The organism is Aerophototrophica crusticola (assembly GCF_012913305.1).
GTDB classification, from domain to species: Bacteria; Pseudomonadota; Alphaproteobacteria; order Azospirillales; family Azospirillaceae; genus Niveispirillum; species Niveispirillum crusticola.
Genome location: NZ_CP051775.1, coordinates 2521730 through 2539068, shown reverse-complemented (window position 1 = coordinate 2539068; position 17339 = coordinate 2521730). Strand labels below are relative to the sequence as shown.

The following is a 17339-nucleotide window of genomic DNA, read 5'->3' as shown; positions in this document are numbered from 1 at the left end:
GACCGGAAACGGGTCTAGCCTTTCGTGTTCCTCACACGCCGGCGCCGCATCCGCGGCTTGTACGCCCGCATGGGCGGGCGCGGCGGCAGTCGCCGCCGGAGCGTGTTTACGGTCTGCGTAAACACGCTCTACTCCGACCTACGGCACCCCTCACGAGTTGCTCGGCGCTTGGCTGATGTCGCTCTGGGCGGCGCCGGCCACGTCCTCGTCGTCGGATTTGGAGGCCACGTCGCCCAGGCTGACGACGCCTACCAGGCGCTTGTCCCGGCTCAGCACCGGCAGGCGCTTCACCGCCTTCTCGGCCATGACCTGGGCGGCCTCGGCCGTGTCCTGGTCCTCGAAGACATAGACAAGGTTGTCGGTCATGGCGTCGCTGACCTTGGCCTCCGCGGGGTTGGCGCCCTCGGCCACGCAGCGCACGGTGATGTCGCGGTCGGTCACCGTGCCAACCAGCTTGTCGTTCTCACCCACCGGGAGGAACCCGGTGTCCGCGTCGCGCATCTTCCGCGCGGCCTCCTGGAGCGTGGTGTTGGGCGACACCAGTTCCACGTCCTTGGTCATGATTTCACGGATCTGCATGGGTGTTCTCCCTGTGGCCGGCCCGGTCGCGGGCCTGTGCGCCACCCCAACCGTGGCCGGGGCAGGGGGTTCCGCCGCGGGAAAAGCAAGGGGCGGCCAGGAATTCCCGGCCGCCCCGCCAAATTGCCGATCCCCTGCCGGGATCGGTTCAGACCACACCCAGCTGTTGCTTTGCTTCCGCGACGACACCTTCAGAATCGGCGAAGACGTATCCCTTCTCCAGCAGCCGCTTGGTGTAATAGCTATTGTAGAGGAATGCCCAGACGATCATGGCAATGAAGGACCCAATGCCAAACGTCAGGGCCCCAAGAATAACGATGATGACGAACGCCCCGATGAATGTCAGGAAATCTCCGCGAAAAAGAGCCGGAAAGAACCCGAAAAAGAAAGTCGTCCAGGAGAAACCATAGAAACCACGCTTAATGATGCCGCTACCAGCGTGTTTCATCATAACGGTTTTGGCCATATCGTCCCCCACTTAAGCATTTAGCCGTGCTGAAATTGATAATACCACTTCCGAGATAAGGCAATAGGGGTATTAAGGTTTCCCGTGCCCGTGCCTCTGCCACAGGGCGGCCTACGGCACGGCCCGACGCTCTGGGGCGGGACTGGAAATGCCGGGAATTGACGATGCTGCGGCCCCGGCAGGGCGTGTGCGCACCCATGCTGACGGCACCTAACCTTACGCTTACGTCACCTCGCCATTGACGCGTGCATCCCGCCCCTGTCACTTTCGCGCCAACCGACGATGGGGCGGCGGAGACCGCCCGGCAGGGAGCCCCCAGGACCATGGCCGAGACTGAGACCCGCACCCCCGACCCCGCAAGCAAGCCGGAGCCGGTTCCGCCCCCGCGGCTGTTCGAGACCCAGCACACCGGCGTGTTCAACGGGACGGAGGTGGATTACCGCGCCGTCGCCGGGGAGCAGCACCTGCTGGACGAGAAGGGCAAGCCCCGCGCCGCCATCTTCTCCGTCGCCTACCTGATGGACGGGGTGGACGACCCGGCCCGCCGGCCCGTCACCTTCCTGTTCAACGGCGGCCCCGGGTCCGCCAGCCTGTGGCTGCACATGGGCAACATGGGGCCGAAGCGGGTGGCCGTGCCCAGCGACGCCACCTCCGCCGGCGCCCCGCCCTATGCCGTGGTGGACAACCCGCTCTGCCCCTGGACGTCACCGACCTGGTCTTCATCGACCCGGTGGGCACCGGCTACAGCCGCGCCGTGGGCGAGGGGAAGGAGGAGGATTTCTGGGGCATGGACCAGGACGGCGAGTCCGTGGCCCAGTTCATCCGGGACTGGCTGACCAAGCACCGCCGCTGGGCCTCCCCGAAATATGTGGGCGGGGAGAGCTATGGCACCACCCGCGCCGTCATCGTGGCGGACAAAGTGAACGGCAATTTCCGCGGCGTGACGCTGAACGGCCTGCTGCTGGTCTCCACCATCCTGGATTTCCACACCGCCCGCTTCAACAGGGGCAACGTGCTGCCGGAAGTGGCCTTCCTGCCCACCTACGCGGCCACCGCCCTCTACCATGGCAAGATCAAGCCGGCCCCGCGGGATGCCGCTTCCTTCCTGCGCCGGGTGCGGGATTTCGCGCTGACCGACTATGCCACCGCCTTGCTGATGGGCCAGCGCCTGCCGGTGAAGAGGCGCAGGCAGGTGGCCCAGGACTTGGCCCGCTACACCGGCCTGTCGCCGGAATACCTGGAGCGGGTGCGGCTGCGGCTGGAGCCCGCGCGGGTGCGCAAGGAGATGCTGCGGGACCGCGGCCTGACCTTCGGCCGGTTCGACACCCGCTACACCGGACGCGACCTGGACGACGTGGGCGCGGAGCCGGAGAACGACGCCTCCGCCTATGCCATCGACGGGGCCTATGTGGCCGCGGTGATGGACCACCTGACCCGCACCCTGAAGGTGGAGATGGACCAGACCTACCACGTCATCCGGCGGGAGGCCTTGGAGAAGTGGGATTGGCTGGGCAAGCGCCCGCCCGGCACCTTCAATTGGCCCACCGCCCCCAACGTGGCCCCCACCCTGGCCCGCATGCTGCGGGAACAGCCGGGGCTGCGGGTGCTGGTCGCCAACGGCATCTATGACCTGGCGACACCCTTCTTCGCGGTGGAGAACACGCTCGCCACCAACGACATCCCCGCCGACCGGGTGGAGATGACCTATTACGAGGCCGGGCACATGATGTATGTGCACGAGCCCTCGCTGGAGGCGCTGAACGCCGACATCCGCCGTTTCGTGGCGCCGTGGATTTCGTAGGTCGGATTAGCGAAGCGTAATCCGACAGCCGGGGCCTCGGATTACGGCGCTGACGCGCCTAATCCGACCTACTTCGACATCAGCCGCTGCGCCAGGGCGCGGACGTAGCGGCTGTCCTCCGCCGTGAACTCCCCGGCGGTCAGGTCGGCGCGCAGGTCGCGCAGCTCCTGCCGCGTGTCGTCGGACAGGGGCATGTCCAGCAGCCGGTCGATCAGGGCGGCGTCCTGCTCCTCCCCCGCGCTGAAGGCGGCGGGGTGGGGGGAGCGTTCCTCCGGCTCGTCCCCGTCCAGGCCGGTGGCCGGGGCCGCGCCGGGCGGCGGGACCAACAGGCTGTCCCAGCCCACCCCGGCCTCTTCCAGGCGGGCATGGATGGTGCGTGCCGCCGCCAGGGCGGTGGCGTCGTCCGGGTCGCCCAGCGTCTCCAGCATCCGGATGAAGCTGTCACGGTCCAGGAACGGCATCGTCTCCCCCTTTTGCCCCGATCTTTTGCCTTAGGTGGGGAGGGTTGGCCTGCCGTCAACCGTCGGCTGCCGCCTTTCCTGTCCCCGCCCGCTTGGCGGGGTGCTATCATCCGTCCCCGTCCCCCGAACCGGAAGCCGAACAAGAAAGCCATGCCGTCCTTCGACATCGTCTCCAAGACCGACACCGCCGAGGTCACCAACGCCGTTCTGGGCGTGATGCGGGAAGTGGAGAACCGCTTCGACTTCAAGGGCTCCAAGAGCACCATGGAGCACAAGGAGAAGGAGGGGGAGATCCTGATCCAGACCGAGGACCACACCAAGCTGGCCCAGCTGACCGAGATGCTGAAGGCCTATTTCGTCCGCCGCAAGCTGGACCCCGGCGCCCTGGACTGGGGCAAGGCGGAGAACGCGGCCGGCGGCACCCTGCGCCAGGTGATCAAGGTCAAGCAGGGCATCGAGCAGGAACTGGCCAAGAAGATCGTCAAGGCCATCAAGGACAACAAGATGAAGGTCCAGGCCGCCATCCAGGGCGACGAGCTGCGCATCACCGGCAAGAAGCGCGACGACCTGCAAGAGGCCATCGCCCTTGTGAAGGGCCTGAAGATCGAGCAGCCGCTGCAGTACGTGAACTTCCGGGACTGACGGCCGTGGTCTAGGGCGCGGGGCCGTAAGCACGCACGGACACGCACAAGAAGAAGGCTGCCTGCGGCGAAGCCACATCAATTCTCTTGTGAATGTTCGTGCGCGCCTGGTGCGTGTCCGCGAATGTTCCCTGGCACTCCCCGGGAAATCTCACCCCTCCGCCAAAACCCGCCCCGTCGCCTGCTCGATGGCCCGGCGCAGGCGGGCGGGGTGGACCGGCTTGTGCACCACGGTGATGTTGGCGGCCTTGGCCAGGGCCAGCGTGTCCGGGTGGGTGTCGCCGGTCAGCATCAGGGCGGGCAGGGCGGTGCCGTACCGGTGGCGCAGGGCGGCCACCAGTTGGGGGCCGGTCAGCCCCTTGGACAGGCGGTAGTCGGTCACCACCAGGCCCGGCGCCCGGTCGCCCAGACTCTCCAGCAACTCCGCCGTGCCGCCGCCCAGGGCCGCATCGCAGCCCCAGCCCCCCACCATGGATTCCAGGGCGGCCAGTTGCAGCCGGTCATCCTCCGCCAGGGCCACCAGCAGGCGGGCATCCCCGGTCGCGGGCTCGGGGCGGCAGGTTCCGGACCTGCCGCGGGCACCACGCCGTCCAGCGCCAACCCCACGAAGAAACAGGCCCCCCGCCCGGGCACGGTGCGCACACCGGTGGCATGGCCCAGCAGGTCGCCCGTGCGACGGACGATGGCAAGCCCCAGGCCCAGGCCGCCCTTGCGGTCCTTGCCCCGGTCATCCCCGCGGATGAAGGGCTGGAAGACGGCGTCCTGCCGCTCCGCCGGGATGCCCGGCCCCTGGTCCAGGACCTGCGCCTCCACCACGGCCCCGCGCCGCCGCGCACCCACCAGCACCTTGTCCCCGGTGCCGAAGCGGATGGCGTTGTCCAGCAGCGGGCGCAACATCTTTTCCAGCAGCACCGGGTCACTGCGCACGGCGGCCCTGGTCGCCACCAGCCGCAGGGTGATGCCCTTGGCCGCGGCCTGGGGCGTGAACTCCTCCACCAGCCGGGACAGCAGGGGGCCCAGGGGGACGGCGCCGAGCGAGACCTTGGCCGTGCCGGCTTCCAGCGTCGCCAGGTCCAGCAGCGCGTTGACCTGCCCCGCGCCGGCCTCCAGTGCCTCTTCCAGCCGCTGGGCGAGTTCCAGGTCCTTCGGCGCGGACAGCCGGCCTTCCAGCAGGTGCAGGAACAGCCGCATGGCCTGGAAGGGCTGGCGCAGATCGTGGCTGGCGGCTGCCAGCAGCCGGAAGGTCTGTTGCCCCGCCGGGTCGGGCGTGGCGGGCGGCGGCGGCAGGTCCCGCGCCTTGGCTTCCGCCGCGGCCAGGGCGGCCCGCAGGCTGGCGGCCTCCGCCCGTGCCGCCTGCAATGCCTGGCGGTCGGCGTCCCCCTGCCGGCGCGCCGCTTCCAGGGCCGCCTCGGTCTCGGCAAGCGTTTCCGCCGGGGCGGCACCGATCAGGTTGCGCAGCAGGTTGCGCACGGGGGTCTGTCCTCGGGATGTTGGGCAACGAAGGGCGGGCGGGCCGGGACGGCCCCCGGGCACCGCCGCAGATTAAGCCATGGTCCCGGCAGGGTTGGAAAGCCGTGCTTTCGGTGCACGCGACATCGCGTCGCCCTGCCCATCCGTGCGGCCCGGGGTTGTCTTCCGCCTAGGTCTGTGGCTTGGCCGGGGCATCGCCGGTGCAGAGGAACCGGCGCTCCGCCCCTTCCAGCACCAGGCAGGTCAGGCGGCCGGTGGCATAGGCGCCGGTGTCGATGCCGATTCGGTTGTGGCGGATGTCCGGCGCCTCGGTGATCGTGTGCCCGTGGACGACCACCGCGCCATGGTCGGCGGTGCTGGACAGGAACGGCTCCCGGATCCACAGCAGGTCCTGCTCCTCCTGCCGGTCCAGGGGCACGCCCGGGCGGATGCCGGCATGGGCGAAGACATAGTCGCCCACCTTCAGCCGGCCGCGCAGGGCGCGCAGGAAGGCCAGGTGCAGGGGGGGCAACTGCGCCGCCAGGGCATCCCGCGCCACCTCCAGCCACTCGTCATGGCTCAAGGACGGGTGGCGGTAGACCTCATAGCTCGCCAGGGTCGTCTGCCCGCCGAAGCGCAGCCAGTCATTGCCCACCGCCGGGTCCGCCAGGAAGGCCAGCATGGCCTCCTCATGGTTGCCCTTCAGGAAGATGGCACCGAAGCCCGGGGGCGGGTGGCCGGCCAGCAGGTCCAGCACGCCCCGGCTGTCCGGCCCCCGGTCCACATAGTCGCCCAGGAAGACCAGCGTGTGGTGCAGCCCGGGCGGCGCCGTGGCGGCATCGGCGCGGATGCTGTCCAGCATCTGCGCGGCCAGGTCCACGCGTCCGTGGATGTCGCCGACGACATACAGGCGCTGTCCCGCCGGTACCCGGGCCTGGCGCGGGGCGGCGGGCCTGGCGGCCGGGCGGGGGCGGAATCGGAGCAACGGCAATCGGGTCCGTGGGCGGTCTGTCTCGGGTCCTCAAACACTAGAGTTAATGGGTTGGCGGCAACGAATCCAGGATGGGCGCGAGGGATTGCAGGGGTACCACCACCTCCCGCCGCCCCAGGGCCGGCCAGTGATAGGGCTCGGGCTCCGACGGCGTCACCACATGGAAGGACAGGCGCAGCAACGACCCGGCGCGGAGCTGGGGCAGCAGCCGCGCCATGGCCTCGCAGGCCACGCCCAGGCGGCGGCTTTCCTTGATGCGGGCGAAGCGGGCCAGCATCTCCGCCGCCGCCGGCTCCCCGGCCGCCACCTGGCCGGCTGCGATCTCCGTCAGGAAGGCGGCGAAGCCCGGCTCGCCGAGGTTGGCGCGTTGGCCGGCATCCACCGCGTCGGCCAGGTCGTTGAGCTGCTTGGGCGTGTAGAAGGCCTGCACCGGCCCGTCATCCACCCGCATCAGCACCGGCCGGGACAGGTCGATGGCCCGATCGAAGCCCACATGCAGGCTGGTGCACTGGGCGTCGCGGCGCAGGCTGACGGTCACCCGCTCCCGCCCGCCGCGGTTGTCGCCATAGGCGGGCGTGGCGGTGATGGTGCAGAACCCGTCCGGGCCCTTGCGGGGGCAGACGGCGCTCCAGTCGGGGCCGGGCTTCTCCGCCGCCTCCGGCGCCTGGGGCGGGGCCGACCGGGCCGGGGCGGCCCCAGCAGCAGCGCGGTGGCAAGGCAGGCGGCAAGGGCGGCGGGACGGAAGGGCAGGGGGGCCATCGGGGCGTTCGACCGGCTGGGGAGGGGTGCGCCATAATCGCCCCTGTCGGCTTGCTGGCCGGTTAACGGGCGCCCCTGCGGTTGACCCGGCAGATGCGCGGGGCCATATCCGGGATCCGGCCGGTCCCCGGCCCGACAGCGACGGCCTTGACGACACGCCATGAGCCTGAACAGCCATCCCGAATCCCGGCCCTTCCCCCTCAGCCCCGTGGCCCTGAAGATCCTGGGCGACGCGGTGCTGGCCGCCACCCTGCTGCGGGCTGGCGACCTGCCGCCGGAATCGCAGGGGCAGGCCGTTGTCCTGGCCCTTCTGCTGGGCCTGGGCACCAGCATGGCCGCCGGGCTGATGCTGGTGCGCTCCGGCCAGGGCCAGTTGTGGGAGATCACCACCGTCGCCTGCCTGGTGGCCATGACGGTGCTGCTGGCCCTGCACGGGGTGCTGTTCTTCGCCCTGATGTTCGGCGGCATCGCCCTGTGGCGCTGGCGGCAGCTCAATGCCAAGCGGGCGGGGGGCTGAGCCCGCCCCATGCCGCGCACCCTGCTGCTCCTGCTGCTGGCGGCCCTGCTGCTGACCGGCCCCGCCATGGCCGGCGGCAAGAAGCCCACCCGCCCGCCGGACAACGTCCTGCGGATGGAACCCTTCATGATCCCCATCCCCAGCCGCGGCCCCTATGCCATGGCCCGGGTCCAGGCGGACATCGTGTTGCAGGACCCCACCCAGCGCGACCTGGCCCGCAGCCAGCAGCCCCGCATCGTCGGCAAGGTCATCGCCGAAAGCTGGGAGCAGCCGGTGGGCGAGGGCCGGATCACGGCGGAAGACGCCAAGGCCCTCAAGCAGCGCATCCTGGACGCCGCCCGCGCCGCCCTGGGCGACGTGGTGCTGGACGTGCTGCTGGTGTCGTTGGTGGAGCGCTGACCCGGCCCACTCAGGGGCTGGCGGGCCACAGCCGCTGCACGATCCCTTCCGCCACCAGCCCCACCGCCACCCCGGCGGCCACGTCGCTGGGGTAATGCAGCCCCGTGGGCATGCGCGCCGCCGACAGCAGGCCCGCGGCCAGGTAGGCGGGCAGGGCCGCCGCGGGCCAGGCACGGGCGACGGCCGCGGCCACCGCTGCCGCCCCGGCGGCGTGGCCGGAGGGGAGGGAGTGCCAGCTCTTGTCCTTCTTCCCGCGCAGGCGCACCCGGTGGATGCCCTTGTCGTGCAGCAGCACCGGCCGTGACCGGGCCACCGACCGTTTCATCCCGTCCTTCAACAGGGTGGCCGCCGCCAGGGCGCCCAGCACATGGGCCAGCTTTCGTGCCTCCGCCCGGTAGCCGCTGGCCCAGGCCAGGGCCATCAGGCCCGCCGCCCCGGCGAACAGCGGCTCCTGGTCCGTCAGCTCGCTCCAGTCGGCGGCGGCCTGCAAGAATCCGTGGTGGCGGTGGGGGTGGATGGCGCGGGCGGCCCGCAGGTCGGCCCGGGTCAGGGGATTGTCGGTCAGGTAAGTTCCCATGCCCTGGAAACCGTCCCGGGCCGGGAAAGTTGCCCGGGGGCCGCCCGTCAGCCCAACAGGCCCCGGGCTTGGGCGGCCATGCGCAGCACCACGCGCAGCGGCTCCCAGGCCACCAGGGCCTCCGCCTCCGCCAGGGTGGCCCAGCGGGCGTCCAGTACGTCGTCGGCGGCCTGCGGCTCCCCCGCCGCCCAATCCGCCACCACGTCCACGATGGTGTAGTGGAACAGGATGCCCCCGTCCGGGCCCGGCACGATGTTGTCCACGGCGGTCAGCACGCTGGTGGGCGTGGCGGTCACCCCCGTTTCCTCCAACACCTCCCGCGCCGCGGCCTGGAACAGGGTCTCCCCCAGCTCCTGGCTGCCGCCGGGCAGGGACCACTCGCCATAGCCCGGCGGCTTGCCCCGCCGCACCAGCAGCACCCGATCCCCCTTCCAGACGATGCAGCCGACGCCGACGCGGGGATGGGTGGGGTTGGTCATGGCTCGGGGCTCCCGTCACGGTGCCGCGACATTAACCCCTCCTTGACCCCGGTCAAGGCGGGGCGGCCAGATCCGGGATATGCTGGGAGAGTGAAGGAACAGAGGGAGGAAGGGGCCATGACCCAGATCCTCATCATCCAGGGGCATCCGGACCCGGCGGGCGGCCATCTCTGCCATGCCCTGGCGGATGCCTATGCGGCAGGGGCGCGGGCCGGCGGGCATGAGGTGCGGCGGGTGGATGTCGCCGGGTTGGATTTCCCCCTGGTCCGGTCCAAGGCCGAATGGGACGCGGGCCTGCCGCCGCCATCCGTCGCCGCGGTCCAGCCGGACCTGCTCTGGGCCGACCATTTCGTCATCCTCTACCCGCTCTGGCTGGGCTGCATGCCGGCAGTGCTGAAGGGCTTCCTGGAACAGGTGCTGCGCCCCGGCTTCGCCATGGAACGCAGCAGCCCCACCGCCTGGAAAAGCCGGATGAAGGGCAAGTCGGCTCGGGTGGTCATCACCATGGGCATGCCGGCCCTGGCCTATCGCTGGTGGTTCGGCGCCCATTCCCTGCGCTGCCTGAAGCGCAGCATCCTGGGCTTCGTCGGCATCAGCCCCATCCGCGACACGCTGGTGGGCATGGTGGAGGGCCTGACGGAGGCAAAGCGCGCAGCGATCCTGGGCAGGATGCGGGGGTTGGGGGTGCGGGGCGTCTGATCCCGCCGCGCTGGTGCCGTGCCGACGGGATGCCACCCCGTCGGCACGGCGGGTTGCCCGCTTGTCAGCTACCGAAGCTGGCGAAGGCGGTGGTCAGCGCGTCGATGGTGGGCGTCCGGGCCATCCGCCGGTCCAGCGGCACCACCGGGCCCTGGGTCATGCTTGTCGGGTCCACCGTCCAGGTGGGGGCGTCGTTGGGAAGCGGATAGTTCGTCGGGTTCGGGTAGGACAGGAAGCCCCGGCCGACGGCATACAGACCGAACCCGTCCTGGTCCCAGAAGCCGTTGGGGAATCCCGGCGCGGCTGGGCCGCCATACCAGGTGTAAATGTTGGGCGACCCGGCCTGGTTCCACCATTCGTCGCAATACTCGAAATAGAACAGGCCCAGGCACAAGGGCTGGGCCGACGGGGACGCTTCCGGGATGACGTTGGTGATGTTGGTCGCCGCCTTGGCCTCCGTGGCGGAATCGGCATAGATGGTGGACGGATCGTCCGCCACCTTGTGGCCGGTCGCCGGCACGCCCCATTCGGTCAAGATGACCGGCTTCAGGGCCGCCCCGGTCAGGCCGGCATAACCGGGGCCGATGTTCGGGATCGCCCCGAAGACCGGGTCGAAGTTGACCTGCTGGTAGCTGTTCACCCCCCAGAAATCCATGGAGGTGCAGCCGGCCATGTAGGTCGCGGCCTGGCCGCAGATGTTCGGGTCGTCATGCACCGCCATGCCGACCAGCTTCTGGTTCGTGCCCAGGGCCGCCTTGGCCGCTTGGGCCATGGCCTCCACCTGGTCCCACCAGAAGGTGACGGCGGTCGTGTCCGAACCATAGGTGACGACGCCGGAATCCCACTCGTTCTGGATGATGAAGCCCATCACCGCCGGGTGGCCGGCCACCTGGGCCACCGTCTCCGCCAGGACGGACTCCCAGAAGGTGATCTGCGACGCGGGCGTCTGGTCATGGACGGATTTCCAGAACATGGCCTGGGGCAGCGGGATCCCGACCAGGACATAGAGCGGGTCCTGGCCGCCGTTCCAACAGGCGTCCAGGAAGGCCGTGTGTTGGAACTCGTGGCCATAGGGCGGGGCGGGGTAGGTCCCGTCGGGGTTGAGCTGGCGCGACAGCATGGAATAGACGCGGATGGCGTTCACCCCCAGCGCGCGGATCTTCGGCAGGTCGTTCTGCCAGACCCCGGCCCAATCGTTGATGGTCCAGCCATTCGCGGTATAGCTGTCCCAGAACCAGTCGCCCAGGTTGGGCGCGCTGCTGTTCGCGGCGTTGATCGGGCACGGCGAGTAGCAGAGGCCCTTCAGGACCGTGGGCGCTGCCGTGGCGCCGTTCAGCGCCATCGTCAGGCTGGCAGTCGGCGCTGCCCCATCGCTGCCGGCCGTAGCACTGCATGACCAGGACGTTTTGTCGGTGTTGGTCATTTTCTCCCCCTGTTTTCATTGGGCATATGAAATTTGGGGGTAGTAGCCACTCTAAGTCAATGCCCCTTGGGCCATCGATAAACCAAAACGCGAACGGCCCCCGGGTTTCCCCGGGGGCCGTCCGTCGCGCTGACCCCGGCGGGGATCAGTACATGTGCTGGCCGCCGTTGATGGACAGGGTGGAGCCGGTGATGAAACCGGCATTGTCCGCCACCAGGAACAGCACGCCGCGGGCGATCTCCTCCGCCTCGCCCAGCCGTCCGACCGGGATCTTGGCGACGATCTTCTCCAGCACGTTCGGCGGCACGGCGCGGACCATGTCGGTGTTGATATAGCCGGGGGCGATGGCGTTCACGGTGATGCCCTTGGCGGCACCTTCCTGCGCCAGGGCCTTGGTGAAGCCGTGGATGCCGGACTTGGCGGCGGCATAGTTCACCTGGCCGTACTGGCCGGCCTGGCCGTTCACCGATCCGATGTTGACGATGCGGCCGAAGTTCCGCTCCCGCATGCCGTCGATCACGGCGCGGCAGGTGTTGAAGCAGCTGGTCAGGTTCGTCTGGATGACGGCGTTCCACTGCTCGAACGTCATGCGGTGCATGGTGCCGTCCTTGGTGATGCCGGCGTTGTTCACCAGCACGTCCACGGGGCCCAGCTCCGCCTCGATCTTCTTGACGGCTTCCTGGACGGCGCTGAAGTCCGACACGTCGAACTTGTAGGCCTTGATGCCCGTCCGCTCGGTGAACTCCTGTGCCGCCTTGTCGTTGCCGCCATAGTTCGCGGCGACCGTGTAGCCCGCGTCCTTCAGGGCCAGGCTGATCGCCTCGCCGATGCCGCGGGTGCCGCCGGTCACCAATGCCACTCGTGCCATAGTTTTCCCCCGTTGATGGTCTCTTACGGCCGTCGGTTGCGCCCGCCGTCCCGTCCGCTCAGGATAAGGTCGGGTCGGGTGCCGAGGCTAGCCCCGGGATGGGGGAGGGCTCCCCGCCCTGCCGCCCCCGGGAATTCCGGCCCCCGCCCCGGCACGCCGGCCGGGGCGGGGGGCCGTGTCAGGTCAGTCGCGCTGGACGCAGAGCGCCACGCCCATGCCGCCGCCGATGCACAGCGTGGCCAGGCCCTTCTTGGCGTCGCGCCTCTGCATCTCATGCAGCAGGGTCACCAGCACCCGGGCGCCGGAAGCGCCGATGGGGTGGCCCAGGGCGATGGCGCCGCCATTGACGTTCACCTTGGCCGGGTCCCAGCCCAGGTCCTTGTTCACGGCCATGGCCTGGGCGGCGAAGGCTTCGTTGGCCTCGATCAGGTCCAGCTCGTCGATCTTCCAGCCGGCCTTGCGCAGGGCCTCACGGCTGGCCGGGATCGGGCCGGAGCCCATGACCGCCGGGTCCACGCCCGCCGTGGCCCAGGACACGATGCGCGCCAGCGGCTGGACGCCGCGCTTTGCGGCGCTGTCGGCAGACATCAGCACCAGGGCGGCGGCGCCGTCATTGATGCCCGACGCGTTGCCGGCGGTCACCGTGCCGTCCTTCTTGAAGGCGGGGCGCAGCTTGGCCAGGGCCTCGGCCGTGGTGCCGTGCTTCGGGTATTCGTCCGTGTCGACGATCACGTCACCCTTGCGGCCGGCGATGGTCACCGCCGCGATCTCATCCTTGAACCTGCCGGCCTTCTGGGCGGCCTCGGCCTTCTGCTGCGAGGCGGCGGCGAAGGCGTCCTGCTCCTCACGGGTGATCTGCCACTTCTCGGCCACGTTCTCCGCCGTCTGGCCCATGTGGTAGCCGTGGAAGGCGTCGAGCAGCCCGTCCCGCAGCATGGTGTCCACCATGGCGGCGTCACCCATCTTGGTGCCGGACCGCAGGTGCATCACGTGGGGCGCCTGGCTCATGCTCTCCATGCCGCCGGCGACGATCACGTCGGCATCGCCCAGGGCGATGGCCTGGTAGCCCAGCGCCACGGTGCGCAGGCCGGAACCGCAGAGCTGGTTGATGGCGTAAGCCGTGCGCTCCACCGGGATGCCGGCCTTCACGGCGGCCTGGCGGGCGGCGTTCTGGCCGGTGCCGGCGGCCAGAACCTGGCCCAGCACCACCTCGCTCACCTCGGCGGCGTCGGTCTTGGCCCGGGCAAGGGCTTCACGGATGGCGACTTCCCCCAGGAAAGAGGCGGGGACGCTGCTCAGCGAACCGTTGAAGGAGCCGATCGGCGTACGCGCCGCACCGGCGATGACGACCTCAACCATGACTGTTCCCTCTCTCAAGCGGGCATTATGGGCCTGGGCAGGCGCCTGGGAGATTAGGCGGAGTCGTGCAGCATCCGCAAGGATTCGGGGGGCGCGTCCAGTGCCCGCGACAATTATTGCGGTAAGTCAAGAATGGCGGATCTTTGACGGTACCTCTTCGGCACCACTTTCCCTCTCCCGCGGCGGCGCTTTCAGGGCGAAGACAAGGATGAACTCTGCCTCACCGCCCATGGCCGCGGTGACGATGGTGGACACTTGGCGCCGGCCCGGCGCGGACCCGCCGCAGCCCGTCCCAGGCCTGTCCCCTCCCGGGCTGGCTGCCCCGAAGCAGTCGGGCAGGCAGGGCCGTTCGGGCCCGCGTCACCCCGCCTGGGGTGGCGCGGTGTCCCACGCCTGTCCCACCCCTTGCCCTGCACGCGCTGTTAGAGCAGAAGTCGTAAGGCCAGCTACCGCCTTTGGAGAGGATGATGTACCACGCCGAAGCCCTGCCGACGATGATCGACTTCCTCCGCGGGATCGGGATGGCTGTGGAGGTGGGGGCGGAAGGTGCCGCGGACGGCTTCCTGCCCGGGATCAACATCCATGGTGGGGTGATCCATGTGGACCCGGAGACCCTGGTCGGTTCCGGCGACCTGCTGCATGAGGCCGGCCACATCGCCATCGTGCCCCGCCGGTTCTGGCCCCGGCTGAACAAGGACCTGCACGCGGACATGCTCGCCGCCTTCGCCGCGGAGCCGGGCCCCACCCCGGACCCGGCCATCGCCGAGGCCACCAGCAACGACGAGGTGATGGCCCAGGCCTGGTCCTATGCCGCCGCCCTTGCCATGGGCGTCAGCCCGGAAAGCATCTTCTTCCCTGGTTCCTACCGGGTCGGACCCTATGAGGGCACGCACCCCATGCTGGCCTGGCTGGAACGGGGCACCCACCTCGGCCCGCTGGCCCTGGCCCGCGCCGGCATGGCCGGCTACCCCGCGCTCTTCTCCTTCATGGGCCACAACGGCCTTGCACCGTTCCCGACCATGGCGAGGTGGGTGCAGGAGTAATGCCAAGCGCATGGGTCGCTGACCGATGCGCTTGCAGGCCGGCGACCGCCGGCCCGCGCCCGATCCTTTTCACAACAGGTGGCGCGTAAGCCAAGCCCGCGGATGCGGGCGCCCGGCGCCCGATACCAAGCGCATGAGTTTTTGAATCATGCGTTTGGAGGCCGGCGACCGCCGGCCCGCGGGCCCATGCCCGCGTGAGCCAAGCCGCCGGATGGCGGCGCCCGGCGCTTGAGGGGCCGTTGATCGGCCACGATCAACGGCGGCTGGTATGAGGGGCCGTTGATCGGTCATGATCAACGGCGGCTGGTATAGGGCCTGGGCAAAGCAAAACCCCCGTCCCTTGCGGGACGGGGGCTTCGGCACTCAACCCTGGTCGAATGCTCAGCCGGCCTCGGCCTGGCGCTCGGCGCGCTTGCGGTCGTTCGGGTCCAGCAGCTTCTTGCGCAGGCGGATGGACTTGGGCGTGACCTCCACCAGCTCGTCGTCCTGGATGTAGGACAGGGCCTTCTCCAGGGTCATGCGGATCGGCGGCGTCAGGGTGACGGCCTCGTCCTTGCTGGTGGTGCGGATGTTGGTCAGCTTCTTGCCCTTGAGGACGTTGACCTCCAGGTCGTTCTCGCGGGTGTGCTCGCCCACGATCATGCCCTCATAGACCTTCCAGCCCGGCTCGATCATCATCGGGCCGCGGTCCTCCAGGTTCCACAGGGCATAGGCCACCGCCTCGCCGTCGGAGTTGGAGATCAGAACGCCGTTGCGGCGGCCGGGGATCGGGCCCTTGTAGGGGGCGTAGTCGTGGAACAGCCGGTTGATGACGCCGGTGCCGCGGGTGTCGGTCAGGAACTCCGACTGGTAGCCGATCAGGCCGCGGGACGGCACGTAGAACACCAGCCGCAGCTTGCCGGCGCCCGACGGCTTCATCTCCACCATCTCGCCCTTGCGCTCGTTGAGCTTCTGGACGACGACGCCGGAGAACTCCTCATCCACGTCGATCACCACCTCCTCGATGGGCTCCAGCCGCTGGCCGGTGGTGGCATCGGTCTTCATGACCACGCGGGGGCGGCTGATGGACAGCTCGAAGCCCTCGCGGCGCATGGTCTCGATCAGGATGCCCAGCTGCAGCTCGCCGCGGCCCGCCACCTCATAGGCGTCGGAATTGTCCGTCTCGCGGATGCGCAGGGCCACGTTGCCCTCCGCCTCGCGGAACAGCCGGTCGCGGATCATGCGGCTGGTGACCTTGTCGCCCTCGCGGCCCGCCAGCGGGCTGTCATTGACCGAGAAGGTCATGGCCAGGGTCGGCGGGTCGATGGGCTGGGCCGGCAGGGCCTCGTCCACCGCCATCTCGGCGATGGTGTCGGCCACGGTGGCCTTGGTCAGGCCGGCGATGGCGACGATGTCGCCCGCCTGCGCCTCTTCCACCGGCACGCGCTCCAGCCCGCGGAAGGCCAGCACCTTGGAGGCGCGGCCCTGCTCGATCAGCTTGCCGTCGCGGTCCAGGGCCTTGATGGCCATGTTGGTGCGGACCCGGCCGGACTGGATGCGGCCCGTCAGGATGCGGCCCAGGTAGGGGTTGGCCTCCAGCGTGGTGGCCAGCATCTTGAAGGGCGCGTCGGCGCTGTCGACCTTCGGCGCCGGCACATGGCGCACCACCAGCTCGAACAGCGGGGTCAGGTCCTTGCGCTCATCGTTCAGGTCCACCACGGCCCAGCCGTTGCGGCCCGACGCGAACAGGGTCGGGAAGTCCAGCTGCTCGTCGCTGGCGTCCAGGCTGGCGAACAGGTCGAAGATCTCGTTGTGGACCTCGTCGGGCCGCGCGTCCTGGCGGTCGATCTTGTTGACCACCACCATGGGGCGCATGCCCAGCTTCAGGGCCTTGCCCAGCACGAACTTGGTCTGGGGCAGCGGCCCCTCGGCGCTGTCCACCAGCAGGCAGACGCCGTCCACCATGTTCAGGATGCGCTCCACTTCACCACCGAAGTCGGCGTGGCCGGGGGTGTCCACGATGTTGATGCGCACGTCGTTCCAGACGACGCTGGTGCACTTGGCCAGGATGGTGATGCCGCGCTCACGCTCCAGGTCGTTGCTGTCCATGGCCCGCTCCGCGACCTGCTGGTTCTCGCGGAAGGTGCCGGACTGCTTGAGGAGCATGTCGACCAGCGTCGTCTTGCCGTGGTCGACGTGCGCGATGATGGCGATGTTGCGCAATTCCATAAGGGTCAGCCTTGGTCCGGGCGCGCTGCCTGCCAAGGCCGGGACCGGCCCAAAGGTGCGCGCATGAAAAACGCCCGGCAACTTTCCCCAAGGGGAAGGGAGCCGGGCTGTTCGTGTCGCGGCGCAATATAGCGATGGCGCCCCGCCCCGGAAAGGGTCGGGGCCGCAAGGCCGCCCCGCGTTTTCGCGGGCGGCCCAGGAATGTCGCAAGATCAACGTGCCAGCCGCCGCCATCCCCTGGCCGCGCAAGCCAAGCGGCCGGTGGCAACACCCGCCACAAGCACGCGGATGCATGCTCTAGAAGGAGTTAGCCCGTCCGTATAAACCAGAGCGGCGGGCCGGAATTCCCCGACCCGCCGTCACGGAGGAAAGTGGCATGACGAAGATGCCATTTCTCCTGGTGCTCCGGTTTCCGTTCTGGCGGGGGCGTGTCATCCACGTCACCGTCATGATCGGCCGGCCCTAGGAGCGGGCGGGGTGGTGTAGGAGCACCGCCCCGCCTACCTCCCGACTATACGCGGGACCGCCCCCCCTTTCAATGCAAGCGTAGGTGCCCTTCATGGCCCCTGCCGTTCGGGCGAGGGGTTTGTTCGTGCCATACCCCTGTCGTGCGTGTTGGA

20 protein-coding genes are annotated in these 17339 nt (G+C 69.4%); 7 read left to right on the top strand and 13 right to left on the bottom strand.

What is annotated here, in order from left to right:
• Window positions 1-150: 150 nt before the first annotated feature.
• Complete coding sequence (locus tag HHL28_RS12395; RefSeq protein ID WP_075769686.1) at window positions 151-579, bottom strand: CBS domain-containing protein; 429 nt, start codon at window positions 577-579, stop codon at window positions 151-153.
• A gap of 148 nt (window positions 580-727) precedes the next feature.
• Window positions 728-1045, bottom strand: coding sequence for a hypothetical protein (locus tag HHL28_RS12390; protein ID WP_075769687.1), 318 nt, complete (start codon window positions 1043-1045; stop codon window positions 728-730).
• Between the two features lie 323 nt (window positions 1046-1368).
• Here HHL28_RS12390 and HHL28_RS12385 point away from each other — a divergent pair, with 323 nt between their 5' ends.
• Both HHL28_RS12385 and HHL28_RS12380 read left to right on the top strand, forming a co-directional pair.
• The gene (locus HHL28_RS12385; RefSeq protein WP_169655207.1) at window positions 1369-1881 is read left to right on the top strand and encodes a hypothetical protein; all 513 of its coding nucleotides are present in this window, start codon (window positions 1369-1371) and stop codon (window positions 1879-1881) included.
• Entirely contained in the window at window positions 1776-2846 is a 1071-nt protein-coding gene (locus HHL28_RS12380) for a S10 family peptidase (protein ID WP_169655205.1), read from the top strand. The genes HHL28_RS12385 and HHL28_RS12380 overlap by 106 nt, the downstream gene beginning before the upstream one ends.
• Window positions 2847-2914: 68 nt before the next feature.
• Here the strand turns inward: HHL28_RS12380 and HHL28_RS12375 are convergent, their stop codons facing one another.
• Complete coding sequence (locus tag HHL28_RS12375) at window positions 2915-3307, bottom strand: hypothetical protein (protein WP_075769689.1); 393 nt, start codon at window positions 3305-3307, stop codon at window positions 2915-2917.
• Between the two features lie 150 nt (window positions 3308-3457).
• Here HHL28_RS12375 and HHL28_RS12370 point away from each other — a divergent pair, with 150 nt between their 5' ends.
• Window positions 3458-3949: a YajQ family cyclic di-GMP-binding protein gene (locus HHL28_RS12370; RefSeq protein WP_075769690.1), complete on the top strand. Its 492-nt coding sequence runs from the start codon at window positions 3458-3460 to the stop codon at window positions 3947-3949.
• 150 nt (window positions 3950-4099) lie between these two features.
• Here HHL28_RS12370 and HHL28_RS12365 read toward each other — a convergent pair whose 3' ends face one another.
• From HHL28_RS12365 to HHL28_RS12350, 4 genes are all read right to left on the bottom strand, one after another.
• Window positions 4100-4420, bottom strand: coding sequence for a response regulator (locus HHL28_RS12365; RefSeq protein ID WP_404325671.1), 321 nt, complete (start codon window positions 4418-4420; stop codon window positions 4100-4102).
• Entirely contained in the window at window positions 4327-5418 is a 1092-nt protein-coding gene (locus HHL28_RS12360; RefSeq protein WP_169655203.1) for a sensor histidine kinase, read from the bottom strand. Before HHL28_RS12360 ends, HHL28_RS12365 begins: the two co-directional genes overlap by 94 nt.
• Before the next feature lie 169 nt (window positions 5419-5587).
• Window positions 5588-6382: a metallophosphoesterase family protein gene (locus HHL28_RS12355; RefSeq protein ID WP_075769692.1), complete on the bottom strand. Its 795-nt coding sequence runs from the start codon at window positions 6380-6382 to the stop codon at window positions 5588-5590.
• Window positions 6383-6431: 49 nt separating this feature from the next.
• Complete coding sequence (locus tag HHL28_RS12350; protein ID WP_169655201.1) at window positions 6432-6926, bottom strand: hypothetical protein; 495 nt, start codon at window positions 6924-6926, stop codon at window positions 6432-6434.
• Window positions 6927-7307: 381 nt separating this feature from the next.
• Here HHL28_RS12350 and HHL28_RS12345 point away from each other — a divergent pair, with 381 nt between their 5' ends.
• Window positions 7308-7664: a hypothetical protein gene (locus tag HHL28_RS12345; RefSeq protein ID WP_075769694.1), complete on the top strand. Its 357-nt coding sequence runs from the start codon at window positions 7308-7310 to the stop codon at window positions 7662-7664.
• A 9-nt stretch (window positions 7665-7673) separates the two neighbouring features.
• On the top strand, window positions 7674-8063 hold the full coding sequence (locus HHL28_RS12340; RefSeq protein ID WP_075769695.1) for a hypothetical protein: 390 nt from the start codon (window positions 7674-7676) through the stop codon (window positions 8061-8063).
• Between the two features lie 10 nt (window positions 8064-8073).
• Here HHL28_RS12340 and HHL28_RS12335 read toward each other — a convergent pair whose 3' ends face one another.
• Window positions 8074-8640 (bottom strand): phosphatase PAP2 family protein, encoded by a 567-nt coding sequence (locus HHL28_RS12335; RefSeq protein WP_075769696.1) that lies wholly within the window; start codon window positions 8638-8640, stop codon window positions 8074-8076.
• 47 nt (window positions 8641-8687) lie between these two features.
• Entirely contained in the window at window positions 8688-9119 is a 432-nt protein-coding gene (locus HHL28_RS12330; RefSeq protein WP_075769697.1) for an NUDIX hydrolase, read from the bottom strand.
• Between the two features lie 117 nt (window positions 9120-9236).
• Between HHL28_RS12330 and HHL28_RS12325 the strand changes: the two genes are divergently transcribed.
• A complete protein-coding gene (locus HHL28_RS12325; protein ID WP_075769698.1) occupies window positions 9237-9818 on the top strand; it encodes an NAD(P)H-dependent oxidoreductase in 582 nt (193 codons plus the stop codon).
• A gap of 64 nt (window positions 9819-9882) precedes the next feature.
• Here HHL28_RS12325 and HHL28_RS12320 read toward each other — a convergent pair whose 3' ends face one another.
• The 3 genes from HHL28_RS12320 to HHL28_RS12310 form a co-directional block, all read right to left on the bottom strand.
• Window positions 9883-11241, bottom strand: coding sequence for a glycoside hydrolase family protein (locus tag HHL28_RS12320; protein ID WP_169655199.1), 1359 nt, complete (start codon window positions 11239-11241; stop codon window positions 9883-9885).
• Between the two features lie 145 nt (window positions 11242-11386).
• On the bottom strand, window positions 11387-12109 hold the full coding sequence (gene phbB / locus HHL28_RS12315; RefSeq protein ID WP_075769700.1) for an acetoacetyl-CoA reductase: 723 nt from the start codon (window positions 12107-12109) through the stop codon (window positions 11387-11389).
• Between the two features lie 183 nt (window positions 12110-12292).
• On the bottom strand, window positions 12293-13468 hold the full coding sequence (locus tag HHL28_RS12310; protein WP_075769701.1) for an acetyl-CoA C-acetyltransferase: 1176 nt from the start codon (window positions 13466-13468) through the stop codon (window positions 12293-12295).
• A gap of 467 nt (window positions 13469-13935) precedes the next feature.
• Between HHL28_RS12310 and HHL28_RS12305 the strand changes: the two genes are divergently transcribed.
• Entirely contained in the window at window positions 13936-14511 is a 576-nt protein-coding gene (locus tag HHL28_RS12305) for a hypothetical protein (protein ID WP_075769702.1), read from the top strand.
• Window positions 14512-14892: 381 nt separating this feature from the next.
• Here the strand turns inward: HHL28_RS12305 and typA are convergent, their stop codons facing one another.
• Entirely contained in the window at window positions 14893-16719 is a 1827-nt protein-coding gene (typA, locus tag HHL28_RS12300; protein WP_075769703.1) for a translational GTPase TypA, read from the bottom strand.
• Between the last annotated feature and the right edge of the window lie 620 nt (window positions 16720-17339).